We start from the raw sequence: 17685 nt of genomic DNA, 5'->3' as shown, positions 1-17685 counted from the left end.
TACATCTTATGTCAAATTCTCAATATTGGACCATACTCACGCGCGCTGGCCGTGAGAAAGTATTGGCGGCCATTGCCAATAAACACACTGTAAAAATCAGTGAATTTGCCGTCGGCGACGGGCAAATAATGCATACTTCTGACGACTTGTCTAATCTCAAGTACCGCAGTCATACCAGCTCTTTAAAGCAGTTAACCAACAATAATGCGCTCATAGAAGTGGTGGGCGTTGTACCGGCCACAGAAGGCGGCTTTTACGTTCGTGAAGCGGCTTTTTATACCGACGACGGCCAAGCATTTGCCATTATTAATTACCCAGAAACCTACAAACCGGCAGCGGCCGATAACGCCGCCGCGGAGCTGGGCATAAAAGCCGTGATTGATGTTGTTAATGCCCAAGTTATCAGCGAGAAAATCGATCCGTCTGTGATTTATGCCACCAAAGAGTGGGTGAGCGATCAGGTTGATCACAGCGAACTCAGCGTATTGACTCAAGTCTGCAAAAACTGGACCTTTGATAACGGCACCAGTACTACCGTAAATATAGTCGCTGATAACGCGGGCTTGGCGACGTTAAATGTGTGCTCGTTGGATGGAGTAGGTAATGACCAAACCACTGGCCGTGTTTATGTGGGGCAATCATTGCATCATGGTGGCGGCATTGAATACAACGGTGACAATAATCCTGTAACAACGGGGGCAGGTGCTGACTATATCAGTTTATTTAGAAGCGACGGTAGCGGTTTAAATTGGACGGCTAGAAACTATGTTCACAACAACGATTGGGAGTTTCGTGGCGCAGTTAAATCGCCTAATTTTATTGAAGGTGGCACCAGCTTAAAAGATAAGTACCTTGGTAAAACCACCAAAGCAGTCGATACAGCTAAATTAGAAGGCAAAACCAAGGCACAGGTAATTAGCGAAGCGAGAAACGGGCTTGCTCAAGTAAACACATCACCATCGTTTAAAAATGCCACCTTTGACAATGGCACCAGTACCTCGGTGAATATTAATGCCGATAACGCAGGCATGGCAGTGCTAAATGTATGCTCAGGAACGAGTGATGCACAAACCACAGGCCGTGTTTATGTGGGGCAATCGTTAAATCATGGTGGCGGCATTGAATACAATGGCGATAATACCCCCGCCACCACGGGCGCGGGTGCTGACTATATTACTTTGTTTCGTAATAGTAGTAATAATTACCAATGGACAGCTAGAAACCATTACGGCAGCAACGACTGGGAGTTTCGTGGCGCAGTTAAATCGCCTAATTTTATTGAAGCTGGTACGAGCTTAAAAGACAAATACCACGGGAAAAGCGACAAGCTCGCACGACTTGAAAGTTCATTGTTTGATGCAGTTGGTCAAGACTTCAGGATACGCGGAAAGCGTGCATTAGTGGGGTCCGAGCAGGAACTAGTAATTAACTATGGTAGTGATTGGTCACGTGTTAATGCAAATGGCACATGGCGCTTTACTGGCAACATTGAGCGCAATTCTCACAATAGCGGATATCTCGTTGGTTCGCATAATAATGTGGGTGACAATGCGAGCAAAACCAACCCCATCTACACCATTGGTAGTGGCCACAATCCAAGTGAAACTGAACTAAATAATATGTATGGCATTGGGTATACTCATGCCACCGCTAACTTTGTGCCTTTTGAAGGTTCATGGGGCATGTATGTTGCGGCCGATGGCGATGCAAGAATATTTTTGGATGCATCACATGGGCGAGTTCATACCACCGGAGATGTATATGAAGCTGGCACAAAGCTCAGTGATAAATACCAAGCAAAGAGTGACAAGCTCGCCCGATTTGAAAGTTCATTGATTGACACAAACGGCGGTCAAGATTTAAATATTCGCAATAAGCGGGCACTAGTCGGGGGGCTTGGTGAACTTATAATCAACCACGGCTCAGATTGGCAAAATGTTACAGCAAACGGTAAGTGGCAATTTGCAGATTCGATAAATACAAATGGTGATATTACAGTCACTAAAAACAACCCATGGTTAACGCTCGATAGCGCGAACACAGGCAATAATAACAATGAGCAGGCCGCAGGTATTTCACTGGGTGAAAGTGGGCGTCATGATGCGGCATCATTACACCTAAGCTATACAGGGGATGGTCTCAGCTTCATTGGCATGGGCAACTTAGGCTCAGACAATATTGCTGATAAATGGGCCATGAAAATGCAATATCAAAGCACATGGGTGTGGTTTCGCAGCGCATTGTTAATTGGTGATGGCAATACGGTTTTATCAAAAGGGAGTAATAATTCACTTAAGATAAAAACAAACCACGGGTATGTTCAAATTGGGCCGCAGAACTCAGATAACTGTCATTATTATACAGATACGCTGAGTCATTATTTTAATCGAAAGCTATTAGTAAACGGCGAAATATACGCGGGTTCAAACTACAACAAACGCGTATTGCATGAAGGCAACATTTCAAGCTACGGAGAAAAGCGCACCGTTAAAGCCAGCGGCACACTCACTGCAAACAGTAAAAACCATTTAACCGCCACAGCCACGTTTACATTGCCAGATGTGACAAATCTAAGCGAAGGCACCACGGTTGTTACATCAAAAGCCATGGCAGTAACGCCGACTATTAAAACCCACGATTCACAAAGTGGAAGTACAGAGCATATCGCCATGATGCGCGGCACAACCATGCTCACAGATACCAGCGTGCTATTTGATAGACATTGCACGCTTACCTTTATATTAAATTCAGCAAAAAATTGGGAGATGCAATAATGAAAAGTGTTAGTGAGTTAGTGAGTGATAAAAGGTGGATACCAAGCGGTTTAGGACAAGGGGAGTTCATAAGAACTGAGCGAAATATGGCGGCTTATGAAACAATATTTGAACTCGATACACCTTGTATTGTGTACAGTTTAAGCTTTAGTTTATATCAGCCTTTTTCGGGGTCACAACACCTTAGAGTCACTATTGATGGCGTTGTTTCGGAGTACCAAACCAAACAAAAAATCATATCTTCTCAAAGACATGAAGGTGCCATATTTGAGCCGCAGGTTTGTGAAAAGAATTTTAAAGTTGAAGCTTACGCATCTAACGACCCACTTAACATTAGTTTAAGTTACTTTTTTGCAGAGAGAGCCAAGTAATGGAAATGGAAAACATCATATTTAACGGGATAGTGGTCGGTAAAAAGCTAAAACAAGCGCAAGTTCAACTCCCAAACATTGACCTAAAAAACACCACAGTCGCCAGCCCCAACGCCCAGCTTATCGGCAATATTTGGTGGTTACCCAAAGATGAGTCATTCACCATTACTGCCAATGCCGAAGGTTTGCCCGATGGCGGTTTAATGGTCATGGTTGAACGAGTCATTAACGCAACACAACCTGTTGATGACATTCGCTTTGTGGCAAATATCAAAGACGGCGTAGTGACAATGCAGGGTAAGTTTGAACAATCGGGTAATTACATCATTACTGCCGAGCGTTTAAACGCAGGGCTTGAACGCATTGGCGCGCCGTTTAGATTGGCGTTTGACACACTGGAGTTTGACGCTTACGTAGACCCTGCAAATAATGCTGTGTAATGCGTGTATTTAAACCATGTTTAGCGTGATCACTGAGCTTTATAGCTGAACTTTGTAACTAAGCTTTGTAACTGGGCTTCAAAGCTGAACTTTATAAATTAGCGGGTACTTTTAACTTTATTTTTTAACTCCACTTTTAAACTTCATTTTTAAGTGCAGAGCTTAACTTTTTATTTCAACTTTAAACTTTAAAAAAGCAGCGTTTAATCACGCACAGACTACCGTTTTACAGGGGGTGGCATGACCACACATATTGATTTACAAACCCTGCCTGAACCCAACATTATTGAATCGTTGTCGTATCAAGACATATTAACTGAGCGTAAAGCGCGCTTTATTGAATATGCCCCTGAATATGCACAAGCATTGGAGCTTGAAAGCGACCCAATTAATGTATGGCTACAGGTAGAGAGTTACCGTGAAGCGCTGTTGCGCCAGCGTATAAATGAAGCGGCGGCGTCTAATTTATTAGCCAAAGCAAAAAATAATGACTTACTGCACTTGGGCGCGTTCTATGGCGTGTCGCGCTTAGATAAAGAGTCTGACGAAGATTACCGCTTGCGTATTCGAGATAACACCATAGCCTCGAGTACCGCCGGCAGTGGCGTGCATTATCGCAAACATGCCCTCAATGCGGCACCGACTGAAATATTAGACGTGTCGGTACAAAGCCTAAAAGACGGCGTGGTTACCGTTACCGTGTTGGGTGAAAAAGATCACGATGTAGACGAAGTAGTGGGCAAGGTGACACAGGCAGTAACCGCCAGTGACGTTAAAATGCTCACCGACACCGTAGAGGTGAATAAAGCCGACCTAAAATACATCGAGGTGGAGGCGGATGTATTCCTGCAAGAAAATACCTCAGAGCGGGTGTTTAAGGAGTTGCAAGCAGCGTTAACACTGGCGTGGGAGCAAGAGGCGCGCCTCGGCTGGGACCTAACCCCCAGTTGGTTAAGTGCACAGCTCCACAAAAAAGGGGTACGCGATGTGGTGTTACATAAGCCTGACAAGCGCCAAAATATAGATAAAACGCAATGTGCGGCCATGGGGGCGATCACATTAAAGCTATGCCAGTGAGGGACTTATGCAAGTGACGCCCATGATGCCAACAGCCGCACCACCCACCGACGACGAACGACCCAAGCAACAGCTTTTACCCCCCAACCATAGTCAATTACAGCAACAAGCGTTACTCAGCCAGCAACATGCGCCGTATGATAATGCCATTGCGCAATTAAACAGCTTAAAAGCTGACCCAAACGACGCGTTATTAATGTGGCTGGTGTGGGAATATGGCCTAGAGGCACTATTACCCTATAGCCCCAATTTACGACAAACGTTAAAAGATGGGTTGGCATGGCAGCGCATTCGCGGTACCCCTAAAAGTTTAGAAATGGCACTGGGCTGGCTTGACTTACCCAATGTAACGATTGAAAACACCGACTCTGGTCGGCATCATTACACCTACCAGCTCGACTTAGGGGAGCTACCAAAAGGCCGCACCAGTAATGTGACCAAATTGGCGCAACTTTCCGCCCCGGTGAGCGCTAAACTGACGCGTTTATACAATGGGTATGATGTACGCAATCAAACGCTATCAGGGCAAAGAGCGGGTTTTGGGCATATACTGTCAGACCACTCTGGGGTGCTGGTTAAAGAGCATGGCAAAGTGCTTTGCAAAGCCAGTTTTGCCAGCTATAACCGCCAGTTAATTGATGCTTCAGCGCAGCAATTACACTTTGGCCATCAGCGCACACGGGTAAAAACCAGCGAGCAATTAGATACCGTACAACCATGGCGATATTATTTAAGTGGCCGCGTACCGTCTCGCTTGCCTAACCACATTGTGCGTTACCGAACTTATAGCCAACAAAAGGTGCTAGCTCAGCGCCATTGGGTTGGCACGTGGCAAGGCGGTTGGTTTGGTGATTCACTGGGCCAAGTGAATGGCAACCAAGGCCAGCTTTGCAAAGCGGTGATTGCCCACAGCCAAATACGAAAAGTACGCCCCTTGTATTTTGCAGGCGCAAATACAGGCCGTATGAATTTTGGTAGCCTAAACATGACCTCAAAAGTACCTACCTCATAAACCGTAGGCGCGAATTTACGTCGCGCTTGTTGGTATTTAACACTGCATCGGATGGCACCACGGTTAAATAATGCGAGGTATAAAACCTCGCCTACCGGCGGCGGTGTTGCCGTAAAAACAGCGGTTATGTGATTAAACGTAGGCGCGACTTTATGTCGCGCTTATTGGTGTTTAACAACCGTATCAGATGGCGCAGCGCTCAAATAACGAGAGGTATAAAACCTAAATAATGCGAGGTATAAAACCTCGCCTACGGGCGGCGGTGTTGCCATAAAAATAGCGGTTATGTAGTTAAACGTAGGCGCGACTTTACGTCGCGCTTGTTGGCATCTAACACCGCAGCGGATGGCGCAGCGCATTTAATAATACGAGGCATAAAGCCAAATTTATGCGAGGTATAAAACCTCGCCTACGACGACATTTCTTACTTTACCTTCCCACAGCGGATCAGATTTACCTTCTTTAAGGACCCACCAATGACCATTGAAGCCGGATTAACACAGCTACAAGTAGACGTAGCAGAGCTAGCAGATACAAGCCAAAGCTTAGCAAAAAGTGTAACCAGTAGCTTAGCCGAAATTGACGCAGTAAAAGGCGACATTCAAAACACCCATAATTTTGTAGACAGTAACTACCAAGCCATGAACGATTGGCAAACCAAACACGGCACCGTGACGTTTAAAAACCTACAAGGCCAAAATAAACAGGTTAATACGCTATCAAAACTGATTTTAGACAGTGAAAAAATCAACCCCAACCCTCATGTGATGAGTAAAGCCCAATTTGACGCGTTGCGCGAGCTGCGTAAGCAGCAGTATGCAGGCAGTGGGTTTATTGAGTGGGGGAAGCATTGGGCAGGTAGTGGAGCAGACGGCACAGTGAATGAAGGTCTTTGGCCGTATTTTAAAGAAATGCGCTGGGGTCGTCGTAATAATGTGTCTGATGCAGGATCATCACATTCTGGATTCCCTATCGCTGTCATTGATGGTGTATCACATCTTATTAAAGGCACCGCTCTCAACGCGACTGAAGCTGCTAATAATATACAAATACAATTCCCCCCAGCCCCAGACGGCACTAAAACCTACGATTCAGCGACAGGTGTTATAACGGAGCATGCAAGTGCTGCACAGGCTTTTGAAGGGGTGATAGATAACGGCGATTTCAGAAATGGTGATGACGGCTCTTGGTCTAAAGATACTGGTTGGACTATCACAACAGGTGAAGCCTCTGTCACTGGCTCTGGCCCTAATACTAGTATAGCTCAAAGTAAACCTCATGATGCATCAACACAATATACATTTTCCTTCTCGGCTAAAGGTGCGGTCGGCGGCGAATCCATATGGGTTCACCTAGGTAACGCTGGTCCAACCGAGGTCGTCATCACAGATCAGTGGACTAATTACTCTGTAACTAGATTACCTACTGGCACAGGGCAAGCTTTACAGGCAAGAGGCACAGATTCGTTCTCTGTAAGAGATATTTCATACCATGTTGCCACAGAACAAGTTATCACCTCACGTAAAGACTTAGTATTCCTTGAAACTTGGCATGAGAAAATCTCTGATAAAGATTTATTCGTACCACTGGGTAATGTGCAATATGGTGCGACGTCATTTGGCAAGGGTATGGCGCTGAATAAACTTACTGATTATGGTATTGCACAAGGCTATTGCGCATTTGGTGAGTGGGATACCATCACGCAAGGGTATGGTCGTAGATGGTCAGAGATGTCTGAAGCTCGTAAAAAAGAGATGATAGATAACCCTGAAAACAATATCTATTACGATTCAGAAGCTGATGAGTTAATTCAGGTTAGGTATCGTATTAGGGTTGTTGAGGGACTTGGGGATGATTGGGCCACAATTACACCTTATAAAGACTCTGGCGGAGGTGCAATGAGGTATGGCGATCCTAATAGCGCTCAGGTTGCAGTTAGAGGTAATAGAAGTACATCTATGGATTATGGTAGATTTTCTAATAATAATGCGGGAAGGTATCATGACCAGTGGAATGCAGCAGAAAGTCAACTTGGTAGGTTTAGAGCTACAGCCCCCGCAGGTCCTTATGAAGGGAATACTTCTAATGCAGGTTGTGAAGGTAAATGTTTTGCTATCCCCGTCGCCCTCGTACAGCGTATGAACCAAGGTGCTTACCATCCGACTTATAATCCGATGGGTTGTAGCTTGATGCTAAGTGGAGATATGGCTATTGCTAATAAATGGTACCACCCTAGTGTCTTTTTACCTACTAGCACGTTAGATTGCTTCACATTCAGCCAAGGGGCGGGTAATATCGGTGGTGGTTCTACTCGCACAGGCCGCGCAGATCAATATGAGTTCTACGATGCCATCTACGCAGGTCAGGTAGAAGACTTACGTCTCAATGCCAATAAGCTTGATGTGAATCAGTTACGTGAAGAGAGTATGCGAAAGGCTGTCGCTGGTGAGATGCGAGGTAAGGGTAAGGTTCCTTTCTGGGGTAAGGCAATGCACGACAACGGAAATACGTTCATAAATAAAAGTCTTTACTATGCAGATGCGTATCACTTTGTAGTGTATGGACCTAATATAACAAATACATATGGTATGGGTATTGGTGATATATTCTGGATTAAACCGAAAGGTTCTAGTGTTTGGATTGCAGCAACAATATATGAGGAAGCAGGTTCATTTATCCGCGCTACAACTGAGGGTGTTAGTAACGTAAAACCTGTAGATGATCTGGGTGTTACTGCGGGTGTCCAATTGGCTTCTGAATATTGGAAAGTAAATGAAACTACATCCGAATTCGACTCACTCCCTTGGGTAGATATAATCGGAGACCCTGAAAGAATTGCAGCCACATTCCCTGATGGGGTTATTGGGCAGTGGGTTCCTGTAGTTCCAACGGCTTGAGCCTGTAATTTAAATTGTGTATCTGCTTATAATTAAGCCAGTAATGGCTGAGGATAAGCAATATGGATAAGAAAGCTCTAGAAGCCTTCGCTCGCGAAGCAGCTAAGTCGATTAAGACTCCTTCTGATCTTGATGACTTTAGGAAAATGTTAACCAAGGTGACGGTTGAGACAGCCTTAAATGCTGAACTTAATGAGCACCTCGGTTACGAAAAAAACTCACCAACTAACGATAGTAACAGTCGAAATGGCTACTCATCTAAACGCCTAATTACAGACGATGGTGAGATCCAGTTAGAAGTCCCTCGTGACCGTGACGCGTCCTTTGAACCCAAGCTTGTTCGTAAACATCAAACCCGATTTCAATCGATGGACGACAAGATCTTAAGCCTATATGCCAAAGGAATGACCACCCGTGAAATCGTCGCAACATTCAAAGAAATGTACGATGCGGATATCTCCGCCAGTCTAATATCTAAAGTTACAGATGCTGTTTTAGAACAAGTGGTTGAGTGGCAATCTCGCCCGCTTGATACGGTCTATCCCATCGTTTATCTCGATTGCATCGTCGTGAAAGTACGCCAGAATAAACAGGTTATCAACAAAGCCATTTATCTCGCACTTGGCGTAAATATGGAAGGTCAGAAAGAACTTCTTGGGATGTGGATGTCCGAAACCGAAGGAGCGAAGTTCTGGCTTAGCGTGCTCACCGAACTTCAAAATCGAGGCGTGAATGATATCCTCATCGCGTGTGTAGATGGCCTGAAGGGCTTTCCTGATGCCATCAACGCTGTTTATCCAAAAACTCAAATTCAGCTCTGTATCGTACACATGGTGCGAAACTCAATGAAATACGTCCCATGGAAAGACTACAAGGCAATTACCGCTGACTTAAAAGAAATCTATCAAGCAACAACGGAAGATGAAGCCCTGTTGGCGTTAGAGCACTTTGGTGATAAATGGGATGAAAAGTACCCTCAAATCAGCCGCTCCTGGACGGCTCATTGGGATAATCTCAATACTCTATTTAGCTACCCTCAAGATATTCGTAAAGCTATCTACACGACAAATGCTATTGAATCTCTGAACAGTGTGATCAGAAAAGCGACCAAGAAACGTAAACTGTTCCCGACAGATGAATCCGCTAGCAAGGTGGTGTACTTAGCGATAATGGATGCTTCCAAGAGGTGGACAATGCCTATTCATAACTGGAAGCAAGCTCTAAACCGTTTTATGATTATGTTTGAAGACCGACTAACTGAATACTTGTAACTAAGAGCAGTTACACAGAATTATTTACAGGGTCAACGGCTTCCACCAGTCAAATATTCCCTGCCTCTATGAAAGGTATTAGTACTATCGGGAATGCTACGCGAACTACGGATGACGGTATTACATGGCAACAAGTCACCTCCTCTGTAGATTCAATCACTAATAATATACAGGATACTTGGGGCGATGGGCATGTAGGACTAGTTACCTACGAAACCCTCTCAAACTTCACAGAACCTTCAAACAGCTCTGTTGTAGTGGGTGGTGTGGGTAATGTGTATGCGACCCAATCCAGACTTATTGATTATGGTAACAGGTTACAGGCAGCTTTAACTGGTAATATTGGTAAACGCCAAGGCGGGGCTTATTTACAGGAATATGTACCTGTAACAAAACATACTAACTATGCTCCTACTGGGACTTTAGGTTGGACGTCTGCTACTGGTGACGAACCACTTCATACTCCTTTGAGTTTAGATACACCAAACGATAGCTCTCCGGCAGTTAAAGCACTCTCAACCGTCACTGAAAAAGACGGGCTACTGTATTTGCAGCTGCACGGTGCTGAATTGAAATATACACCTCGCACAATAGCTGATATGACTGTAATTAATGCAGGTTCTCCTACAGGTCCAATTACAAAAGGTCATGTTTACTTGTTTCAGGGATTTGATAACTCATTAATAAATAGGCCGATGATCGCATTAGTAAATAACGCAGGAACCACTTGGAACGCTAATTCTTATAATGGTTTTACCTTAAATGATTTAGGTAAAATTGTTACTAACACTGGTACGGCGTATTCTACGCTACGTGCGTTCGAGAGCCATTGGGGCGACGATCAAGTCATTCCTATCGTTAACGGAGAAGATGTTAAAACCGACCTTAACGGCAATACGGTCAAGGTGTTTTGTCATCATACCCAAATACCACTGGGTATTGCCAGTAACTAAGCTGCTCGTTTAAAACAAGCAAGCTTATACGTACTAGGCTGAGGGTATAGCCCCTCAGCCTAGGGCAACTTATAAAAGGGCTGGCTTCATAAAGGCTGCTCACGCAAGAGCTAGTGGCATAAAGGACGTTATATAAAAAAACTGACATAAAAAGCCCCTGTATCACGCTTTAAGTGACTTTTAATAAGCGGTGTTTACCAAGCAGCTTTAAATCAGTAACTGTAAACCAGTACCGGGTTACTGATACGAAGTGATTTATTGGGTTGTACAGCGGGTTTTTCTAAGTGTTTGAGAGTCAATGTGTATTATTGAAATTTCTCACATGTGAGACGTAAAATGGCGAGGGCAAAGTTGCCCGTTATTCTGCTAAAGATGGGGGTATAGTAGCGGTATTGTGAGCACAGGCTTAGTTGTGACTGTATTTATTAGAATACCAGTTTGCTGAGGGCTAACGCAAAGTTAGCTATGCGCTTGCAAGCAATCAACTTACTTTATTCTGTATTTAATCACCCTAACAACCTATATCACTTAGCACGCGGTTGCGCTTGGCAAAGTGCTGTGTGGTTGGCGCGATAAAATACAGTGTATTCACCCCTTTTTTATGGAGAAAGCCATGACTACATCGACAACTTATTCGGCGGTAGTTTGGACTAAACAAGGGCTAGCTAAACTTTTATCGGCGTCACAGCAGGGGTTGGACTTACCAATCACCCATGTGTCGGCGGGCAGTGAAGCGTATACGCCCAGTGATACCCAAACGTCATTACGTCAACAACAACAAATCGTGCCCATTGGTGGTGCTGAAGAGCTCAACAATAATCAATTGCGTTTTAGCGCTTTATTTGATGGCGAGCTAACGTACGATGTAAAAGAAATCGGCATTTGGTCTGAACAGACCTTAGTGGCGGTGTACAGTATTCCAAATCAACAACTTAATCATAAAGCCGCCAATGCGGCGTGGGTAGAAATGTTTACCCTCGATGTTTCGGCGCTGCCCACACAAAATATTCATTTTGAAGTAGGGGTAAACAACGCCAATATTTTTATGGCAGAAGAACTCGCAAATTTGACTCATGCACAGTTATTACAAGGTAAAAACCTCATACAGCAAGCACATAGCAATATGCTGATTGAAGACCGCTTACGCAAAGCGGGTTTTTAAGGGTATACCGCGCGCTTATTTAAACAGCGCACTTTTAGTAATAACGCACATCCACTCATATTTAATGCAAATTGAGTGATCAAAAACACCGCTGTGGCACGCATCGTATTTATGTAACTTAAAGCGGGCAGAAAAAAGCACCGTTAAACAGACAGTGCCATAGCGATGAGTCATATCTATTAGCCAAGTATGTAGCCAAGTATATAGCCAAGTATGTAGCCATTTATTTAGGTATTTACTTAGGCATTTACTTAGGCAAATAGGTACCTTTTAATTCACGATTTTTAGCAGCATTGCATTGTCATTAAGCTCGCAGAATTAAAAGGAATTTAATCGAGGAACTTGTATGACCTTAGAAAAAACACTCTCAAATGTTGCACTAGAAGCAGCAAAACACGCCGACTTAGCAAACCAATTAATAGAGGGCGTAAAAGACGGCATAGACACCATTGAAGTGGTGTCGCAAAACCACAGCGTGATGGACGACTGGCGCACCAAAACCGGTAAAGTGGCATTTAAAGACTTAGCAGGCAACACCCATCAGGTAGATACACTGGCTACCATTATCGCCGACGCTGAAAAAATTAACCCCAACCCCCATGTGATGACCAAAGCACAGTTTGATGCCTTGCGAGACATAAGAAAAAAGCAGTATGCAGGCAGTGGCTTTGTGGAGTGGGGGAAGTGTTATCAACCCGAAGGTCGTTGGAGCCCAAAATGGATCAATAATGGCTTGTATCAATCAGCGTTGTCTACGGGGTATGCTAACGAGTTGCTAATGGGTTCACAAGGCACAAGCCCTCAAGGAGTGTCAAACACCGATTATCCAGAAAGTGTGATTGATGGTGTAACGCATAAATTAAGCCTAATTAACTCAAGTAATTTGGACTTAATGAACCGGATTAAGTTTCCCGCTGCCCCTGACGGGACTAAAACCTACGATTCAGCGACCGGTATTGTAACTGAACATGCAAGTGCTGCGGAGGCTTTTGAGGGATTAGTTAAGAATGGGGATTTTAGAAAAGGCGATAACGGTGATTGGACCGTCCCAACAGGGTATAATATCACAGATGGTAGTTTAAATGCCGATGGTACTGGTGCTCGATATACAAAAGTCACCCAAGGACCAATAACAATAGATAATGGAATTACACATAAGTTAGTTGTATCGGTTAATAATGTCAGTTCTAGTAGTATATCAATATGTGCAACTGGATCGCCAAGTTTCACTGGTGCATGGGGAAGAATTAATGTAAATGCAGGTGAGACAGGAACGTTTGAAGTTGAATTTACACCAGACAAGTCAACAGCATATGTACTTGTTCAAGCCAATACAGCAAACCAAATATTTTCTCTAAGTTCAGTATCAGTCATTCCAGCAACAGAACAAGTCATTACTTCCCGTAAAGATCTGGTATTTCTTGAGTCGTGGCATGAAAAAATTGCTGATAAAGATGTGGTCTACCCCCTAGGTAATGTGCAATACGGTGCTAACTCTTACGATGGTATCGTATTGTTAAATAACTTGGTGGCACAAGGGTACAGTGCATTTGGCGAGTGGGATGCCGATACCACTGGCTATGGTGCCAAATGGTCTAGTTTGTCAGAAGCAAATCGCGCTAAGTTATTGGCGAACCCAGCGCACAATATTTATTATGACCCAGAGGCCAAAGCCTACATTCAAGTGCGTTATAGAATACGGGTTGTTGAAGGGCTTGGGGATGATTGGATAAATCTATATCCAACAGGTCGATATAGTAATGTGACTGAATGGTCACGATATGGTTCTTCTTCATCAAAAAGAATAACTTTTGTGCAAGGAAATGCTACATCAATATCAACTAAAGTCTTTTTATCTAAAGACCATGCTGGTAGTTTTGATAGGAAGAGTGATAAGGGAATAGTCGAGGCTGAGACCTCTGATTACAGTATAAACTCTAGAGTTATGGGAGTGCCTATCGCACTAGTGCAACGCATGAACCAAGGTGCTTATCATCCTAGTTATAATCCGATGGGTTGTAGTACATTTATATCCAGTGGTGGTGATGCTGCTGTTCATTGGTATGATGAGAAGTTGAATGAACCCAATAGAACATCAGACTGCTTTAATGTTGCTACTGGAGTATACCCTTTTACCCGCGGAGTGGCATACGGAGATTCCAATAGGGATTTTTCTGGTAAATTAAAACAGGCTCATGTTAATGGTTCAGGTATTACTGGCCGATCTGATCAGTATAAATTTTACGACGCAATCTACGCAGGGCAGGTAGAAGACTTACGCCTCAATGCCAATAAGCTTGATATGATTCAGTTAAGGGAAGAAAGTATACGTAAGGCTGTTACTGGTGAGATGCGAGGTAAGGGTAAGGTTCCTTTTACTGTATTTAACCAAGGGAAATGTTTAAGTTCAGGCTTTGCGATTTATATACACTCAATAAACTCTTTGTCTACTTTGATTGGAGAAGGTACTTACTACAATGCCAGAAAGTATATTTCAGCATTAGAAAACGGAGCTATTTTTGAAGGGGCCTCAATTGCGATCAAATTTACTGACGCAGGAGATACAGACTTGGCGAGCTATGCCGGAGGAGTACAGTTAAATGAATGGCTATATTTAAATAAATTTCAAATTATGAATAGTAAAAATCATATTGGTTGTATTAATCCCAATACAGGTAACAATAACTGGTTTAGCACAGGTGCAGCGCAGACAATCAGCGCAGAGATTTTAATGCCAACCGAAAATGAAACGGCTGAATTCGACTCACTCCCTTGGGTAGATATAATCGGAGACCCTGAACGGATTGCCGCTACGTTCCCTGATGGGATTGTTGGGCAGTGGATCCCTAAAATACCTAACGGCATCATAGATGAATTCCCTTTAAATAAGAAATATAGTGGGTCAGGCTCTGATATACAGAGGTCTTATACTACTAATAATGGCACTTCTTGGACATCCTCCAATATATTACTAAGTAACCCTACAGCCAATAGTACTGTTTTCACTAATATGCCAGCAACACAGGTTACTTTATATGAATATATATCCCCTTCAAATTTCACAGAACCTTCAAACAGCTCTGTTGTAGTGGGTGATGTGGGTAATGTGTATGCTACCCAATCCAGACTTGTTGATTATGGTAACAGGCTACAGGCATCTTTAACTGGTAATATTGGTAAACGCGAAGGGGGGGCTTATTTACAGGAGTATGTGCCTGTAACAAAACATACTAACTATGCTCCTGCTGGGACTTTAGGTTGGACGTCAGCTATTGGAGACGAACCACTTCATACTCCTTTGAGTTTAGATACACCAAACGATAGTTCACCAGCAGTTAAAGCACTCTCAACCGTCACAGAGAAAGACGGGCTACTGTATTTTCAGCTCCACGGTGCTGAATTGAAATATACAGCTCGTACAACAGCTAATATGACTGTAATTAATGCAGGTTCTCCTACAGGCTCGATTACAAAAGGCAAGGTGTATCTGTTCAAAGGGTTTGATAATGCCTTAATTAATAGGCCAATCATTGCAATAGAAAATCATGTAGGTACCACGTGGCGCAAACACGACTTTGACGGCTACACCATTAATTCTACTGGTCAGGTAATTGACCACGGCAATGTAAACGGTTTGCTACGGGCATTCGAGAGCCGTTGGGGCGACGACCAAGTGATTCCTATCGTCAATGGTGAAGATGTTAAAACCGACCTGAACGGCAATACGGTGAAGGTATTTTGCCATCATACGCAAATACCGATTGGCATTGCGCACCACGGGTAATGCATTTTTAGAGTTATCACTTTTTTACTTATCAACTTTTAAATCTCTTACCTTTTTAGTTATGACCTTTTTAGGTATGACTCAGTAATTTATCACCTGTTAAGTCACTCACTTTGCAGTTATCTCTTTTTAATAGGGCCACTGACGCACAGTTATGGGCGTTGGTGCCATAAGGAAAATCATGGAACAGAATGATCAAAATTCGGCGAATGCAGCCGATACGGGCGCTTTGATGCCTGAACAAACGCAAGATACACAACCAGAAAATGCACAATCAGAAAACTCACAATCAGAAAGTACGGAATTAGAAAATACGGAATTAAACAGTACAGGATCAGCCGCGACGGGCACCCCAGCACACACTGTAGAAATGCCTGAAATACAAGATGCGGCGCAACAAACCTCTGAGCAAGAAGGCGATGCAAGCGAATTGACTTCGGGTGAAGCACAGATCACACCAATCAGTTATGAAGATGTGCTGACTAAAATGGCATTGCGCCATTCGCAATCAGAGATTGACGCAGCACTAGCGCAAGCGATTGCATTTGAACAAGCCAAGCATGTCGAAGCATACCAGCAATGGGAGCTGGAAGTTGTTATAGCGCAAGCCAAGCGCGATGACGCACTTGCACATAATGCGACGGTAACTGCGGCTGAGAATATGGCTGAAAGCTCGGCGGAAAACTCGGCTGTAAATGAGGGGGCAGAAACTGCTTTGGTCGACGTGCCTGAGCTACCACAGCAGCCAAAAATAGACATGGCACTGCGCCGCAGTTGTTACCGCACTGAGTATGTTGAGGTTGATTTAGAACTCACAACACAAACACAAGCACAACGTAAAGAGTATGACGATGCGGCACATATTTTACGTATTTACCCTGCAACTGAGGCACACAGTGCAGAATATATTGCACAAGTACAGCGCACACGGTTTAAAGCCAGTCGAGCACGTAAAGTGGCGCAACAAACAGTTATTGTAGAAGGCATGGAATTTGATGCCGACGAGCTAAGCCAACAGCGCATGGCACGTGCATTATTGCTGATGAATGAGACGCAAACCACCATGTGGGTGTTGGCCAATAATGAGGTGGTGCAAGTAAATAAAAAGCAGTTGTTCGAGGCTTGTAAACAAGCGGGAGAGCAGCAGTCGGCGCTGTGGGTGCCTGCGCTCTAGTTTGCTGTGTGTTAGTTACCTGCATTTTGGACATCCGTACTTTAAGTATCAGTACTTTATATATCAGTACTTTAGGTATCAGTGCTTTAGATAGAAGTATGTTAGCGACGAGTGTTGTAGGTAATAAAGCAACTACATGATGTGACTAACACAGTTAAAAGCCTCGCCTCTGGCGGGGCTTTTTGGGTTTTTGGAGGTGGCCAAGTTGTTTTACGCATTGTTATAAATGAGTAAAACCCCTGTCAGCCCCAATACAAATTGATGAAAATAATAGGAGGTCATAGTGGCCATATTAACGCGAGTGGGCCGAATTGAATTGGCTAAAGCCGTTAAAGCACAAAGTATATATTTAGCATGGGGCAGTGGTCAGCCACAATGGGACACAACCCCTGTGACCGAACAAAGCGGCAGCACCCAGTTAACGCAGGCCTTGGGGTATCGTAAAGCGCGCCGGGTTTTATACTGCGAGCCCGACACCAACGGTGAAATACAAGTGCCTGAAGGAACATTCAAAGCCAGTACGCAAGCCACACCGCACATTTATTGTGAGTTTAATTATGATTTTACCGACGGCCTTGAACAAACCATTCGTGAACTTGGGTTAATGGTAGGTACGCAACCGCATAGCAGTGAGCCAGCGGGTCGGTTTTATCATGCCCCCAGCGGCATTGCTGATCCAGGTGTACTGATGTTACTTGAGCATCGCCCAGCGATGTATCGCGACCAAGGGGTACGAGAAACCTTTGAATTTGTACTCAGCTTTTAAGGTT

The 17685-nt window shown here is 44.0% G+C and carries 12 protein-coding genes; all 12 read left to right on the top strand.

Annotated elements, in window-relative coordinates:
* Positions 1–8 precede the first annotated feature (8 nt).
* The 12 genes from PCIT_RS13665 (at position 9) to PCIT_RS13610 (ending at position 17681) form a co-directional block, all read left to right on the top strand.
* A complete protein-coding gene (locus PCIT_RS13665; protein WP_010367213.1) occupies positions 9–2774 on the top strand; it encodes a phage tail protein in 2766 nt (921 codons plus the stop codon).
* Positions 2774–3145: a hypothetical protein gene (locus PCIT_RS13660; RefSeq protein WP_010367212.1), complete on the top strand. Its 372-nt coding sequence runs from the start codon at positions 2774–2776 to the stop codon at positions 3143–3145. The genes PCIT_RS13665 and PCIT_RS13660 overlap by 1 nt, the downstream gene beginning before the upstream one ends.
* A gap of 5 nt (positions 3146–3150) precedes the next feature.
* The gene (locus tag PCIT_RS13655) at positions 3151–3585 is read left to right on the top strand and encodes a hypothetical protein (protein ID WP_157592823.1); all 435 of its coding nucleotides are present in this window, start codon (positions 3151–3153) and stop codon (positions 3583–3585) included.
* 240 nt (positions 3586–3825) lie between these two features.
* Positions 3826–4662 carry a baseplate assembly protein gene (locus tag PCIT_RS13650; protein WP_010367210.1) on the top strand — a complete coding sequence of 279 codons (837 nt, stop codon included), beginning with the start codon at positions 3826–3828 and terminating at the stop codon, positions 4660–4662.
* 7 nt (positions 4663–4669) lie between these two features.
* The gene (locus PCIT_RS13645) at positions 4670–5674 is read left to right on the top strand and encodes a phage tail protein (protein WP_010367209.1); all 1005 of its coding nucleotides are present in this window, start codon (positions 4670–4672) and stop codon (positions 5672–5674) included.
* A 476-nt stretch (positions 5675–6150) separates the two neighbouring features.
* Positions 6151–8571: a hypothetical protein gene (locus PCIT_RS13640; protein ID WP_010367208.1), complete on the top strand. Its 2421-nt coding sequence runs from the start codon at positions 6151–6153 to the stop codon at positions 8569–8571.
* Positions 8572–8633: 62 nt separating this feature from the next.
* The gene (locus tag PCIT_RS13635; protein WP_192992771.1) at positions 8634–9842 is read left to right on the top strand and encodes an IS256 family transposase; all 1209 of its coding nucleotides are present in this window, start codon (positions 8634–8636) and stop codon (positions 9840–9842) included.
* A 68-nt stretch (positions 9843–9910) separates the two neighbouring features.
* Complete coding sequence (locus PCIT_RS13630; protein WP_010367979.1) at positions 9911–10795, top strand: hypothetical protein; 885 nt, start codon at positions 9911–9913, stop codon at positions 10793–10795.
* 613 nt (positions 10796–11408) lie between these two features.
* Positions 11409–11957 carry a phage tail-collar fiber domain-containing protein gene (locus PCIT_RS13625; RefSeq protein WP_010367977.1) on the top strand — a complete coding sequence of 183 codons (549 nt, stop codon included), beginning with the start codon at positions 11409–11411 and terminating at the stop codon, positions 11955–11957.
* 346 nt (positions 11958–12303) lie between these two features.
* A complete protein-coding gene (locus PCIT_RS13620; RefSeq protein WP_040698334.1) occupies positions 12304–15741 on the top strand; it encodes a hypothetical protein in 3438 nt (1145 codons plus the stop codon).
* 181 nt (positions 15742–15922) lie between these two features.
* Positions 15923–16915: a DUF4376 domain-containing protein gene (locus PCIT_RS13615; protein WP_010367974.1), complete on the top strand. Its 993-nt coding sequence runs from the start codon at positions 15923–15925 to the stop codon at positions 16913–16915.
* A 283-nt stretch (positions 16916–17198) separates the two neighbouring features.
* Entirely contained in the window at positions 17199–17681 is a 483-nt protein-coding gene (locus tag PCIT_RS13610) for a hypothetical protein (protein WP_010367972.1), read from the top strand.
* Positions 17682–17685 lie beyond the last annotated feature (4 nt).

Origin of the sequence: Pseudoalteromonas citrea, from assembly GCF_000238375.3 — a bacterium.
Lineage (GTDB): Bacteria > Pseudomonadota > Gammaproteobacteria > Enterobacterales > Alteromonadaceae > Pseudoalteromonas > Pseudoalteromonas citrea.
This window is presented reverse-complemented; position numbering and strand designations above follow the sequence as displayed.

Bases quoted from the DNA above. Each gene is read 5' to 3' on its own strand.
- PCIT_RS13640 (WP_010367208.1), top strand. From the start codon at position 6,151: ATGACCATTGAAGCCGGATTAACACAGCTACAAGTAGACGTAGCAGAG.
- PCIT_RS13620 (WP_040698334.1), top strand. From the start codon at position 12,304: ATGACCTTAGAAAAAACACTCTCAAATGTTGCACTAGAAGCAGCAAAA.
- PCIT_RS13665 (WP_010367213.1), top strand. From the start codon at position 9: ATGTCAAATTCTCAATATTGGACCATACTCACGCGCGCTGGCCGTGAG.
- PCIT_RS13655 (WP_157592823.1), top strand. From the start codon at position 3,151: ATGGAAAACATCATATTTAACGGGATAGTGGTCGGTAAAAAGCTAAAA.
- PCIT_RS13660 (WP_010367212.1), top strand. From the start codon at position 2,774: ATGAAAAGTGTTAGTGAGTTAGTGAGTGATAAAAGGTGGATACCAAGC.
- PCIT_RS13645 (WP_010367209.1), top strand. From the start codon at position 4,670: ATGCAAGTGACGCCCATGATGCCAACAGCCGCACCACCCACCGACGAC.
- PCIT_RS13650 (WP_010367210.1), top strand. From the start codon at position 3,826: ATGACCACACATATTGATTTACAAACCCTGCCTGAACCCAACATTATT.
- PCIT_RS13635 (WP_192992771.1), top strand. From the start codon at position 8,634: ATGGATAAGAAAGCTCTAGAAGCCTTCGCTCGCGAAGCAGCTAAGTCG.
- PCIT_RS13630 (WP_010367979.1), top strand. From the start codon at position 9,911: ATGAAAGGTATTAGTACTATCGGGAATGCTACGCGAACTACGGATGAC.
- PCIT_RS13625 (WP_010367977.1), top strand. From the start codon at position 11,409: ATGACTACATCGACAACTTATTCGGCGGTAGTTTGGACTAAACAAGGG.
- PCIT_RS13615 (WP_010367974.1), top strand. From the start codon at position 15,923: ATGGAACAGAATGATCAAAATTCGGCGAATGCAGCCGATACGGGCGCT.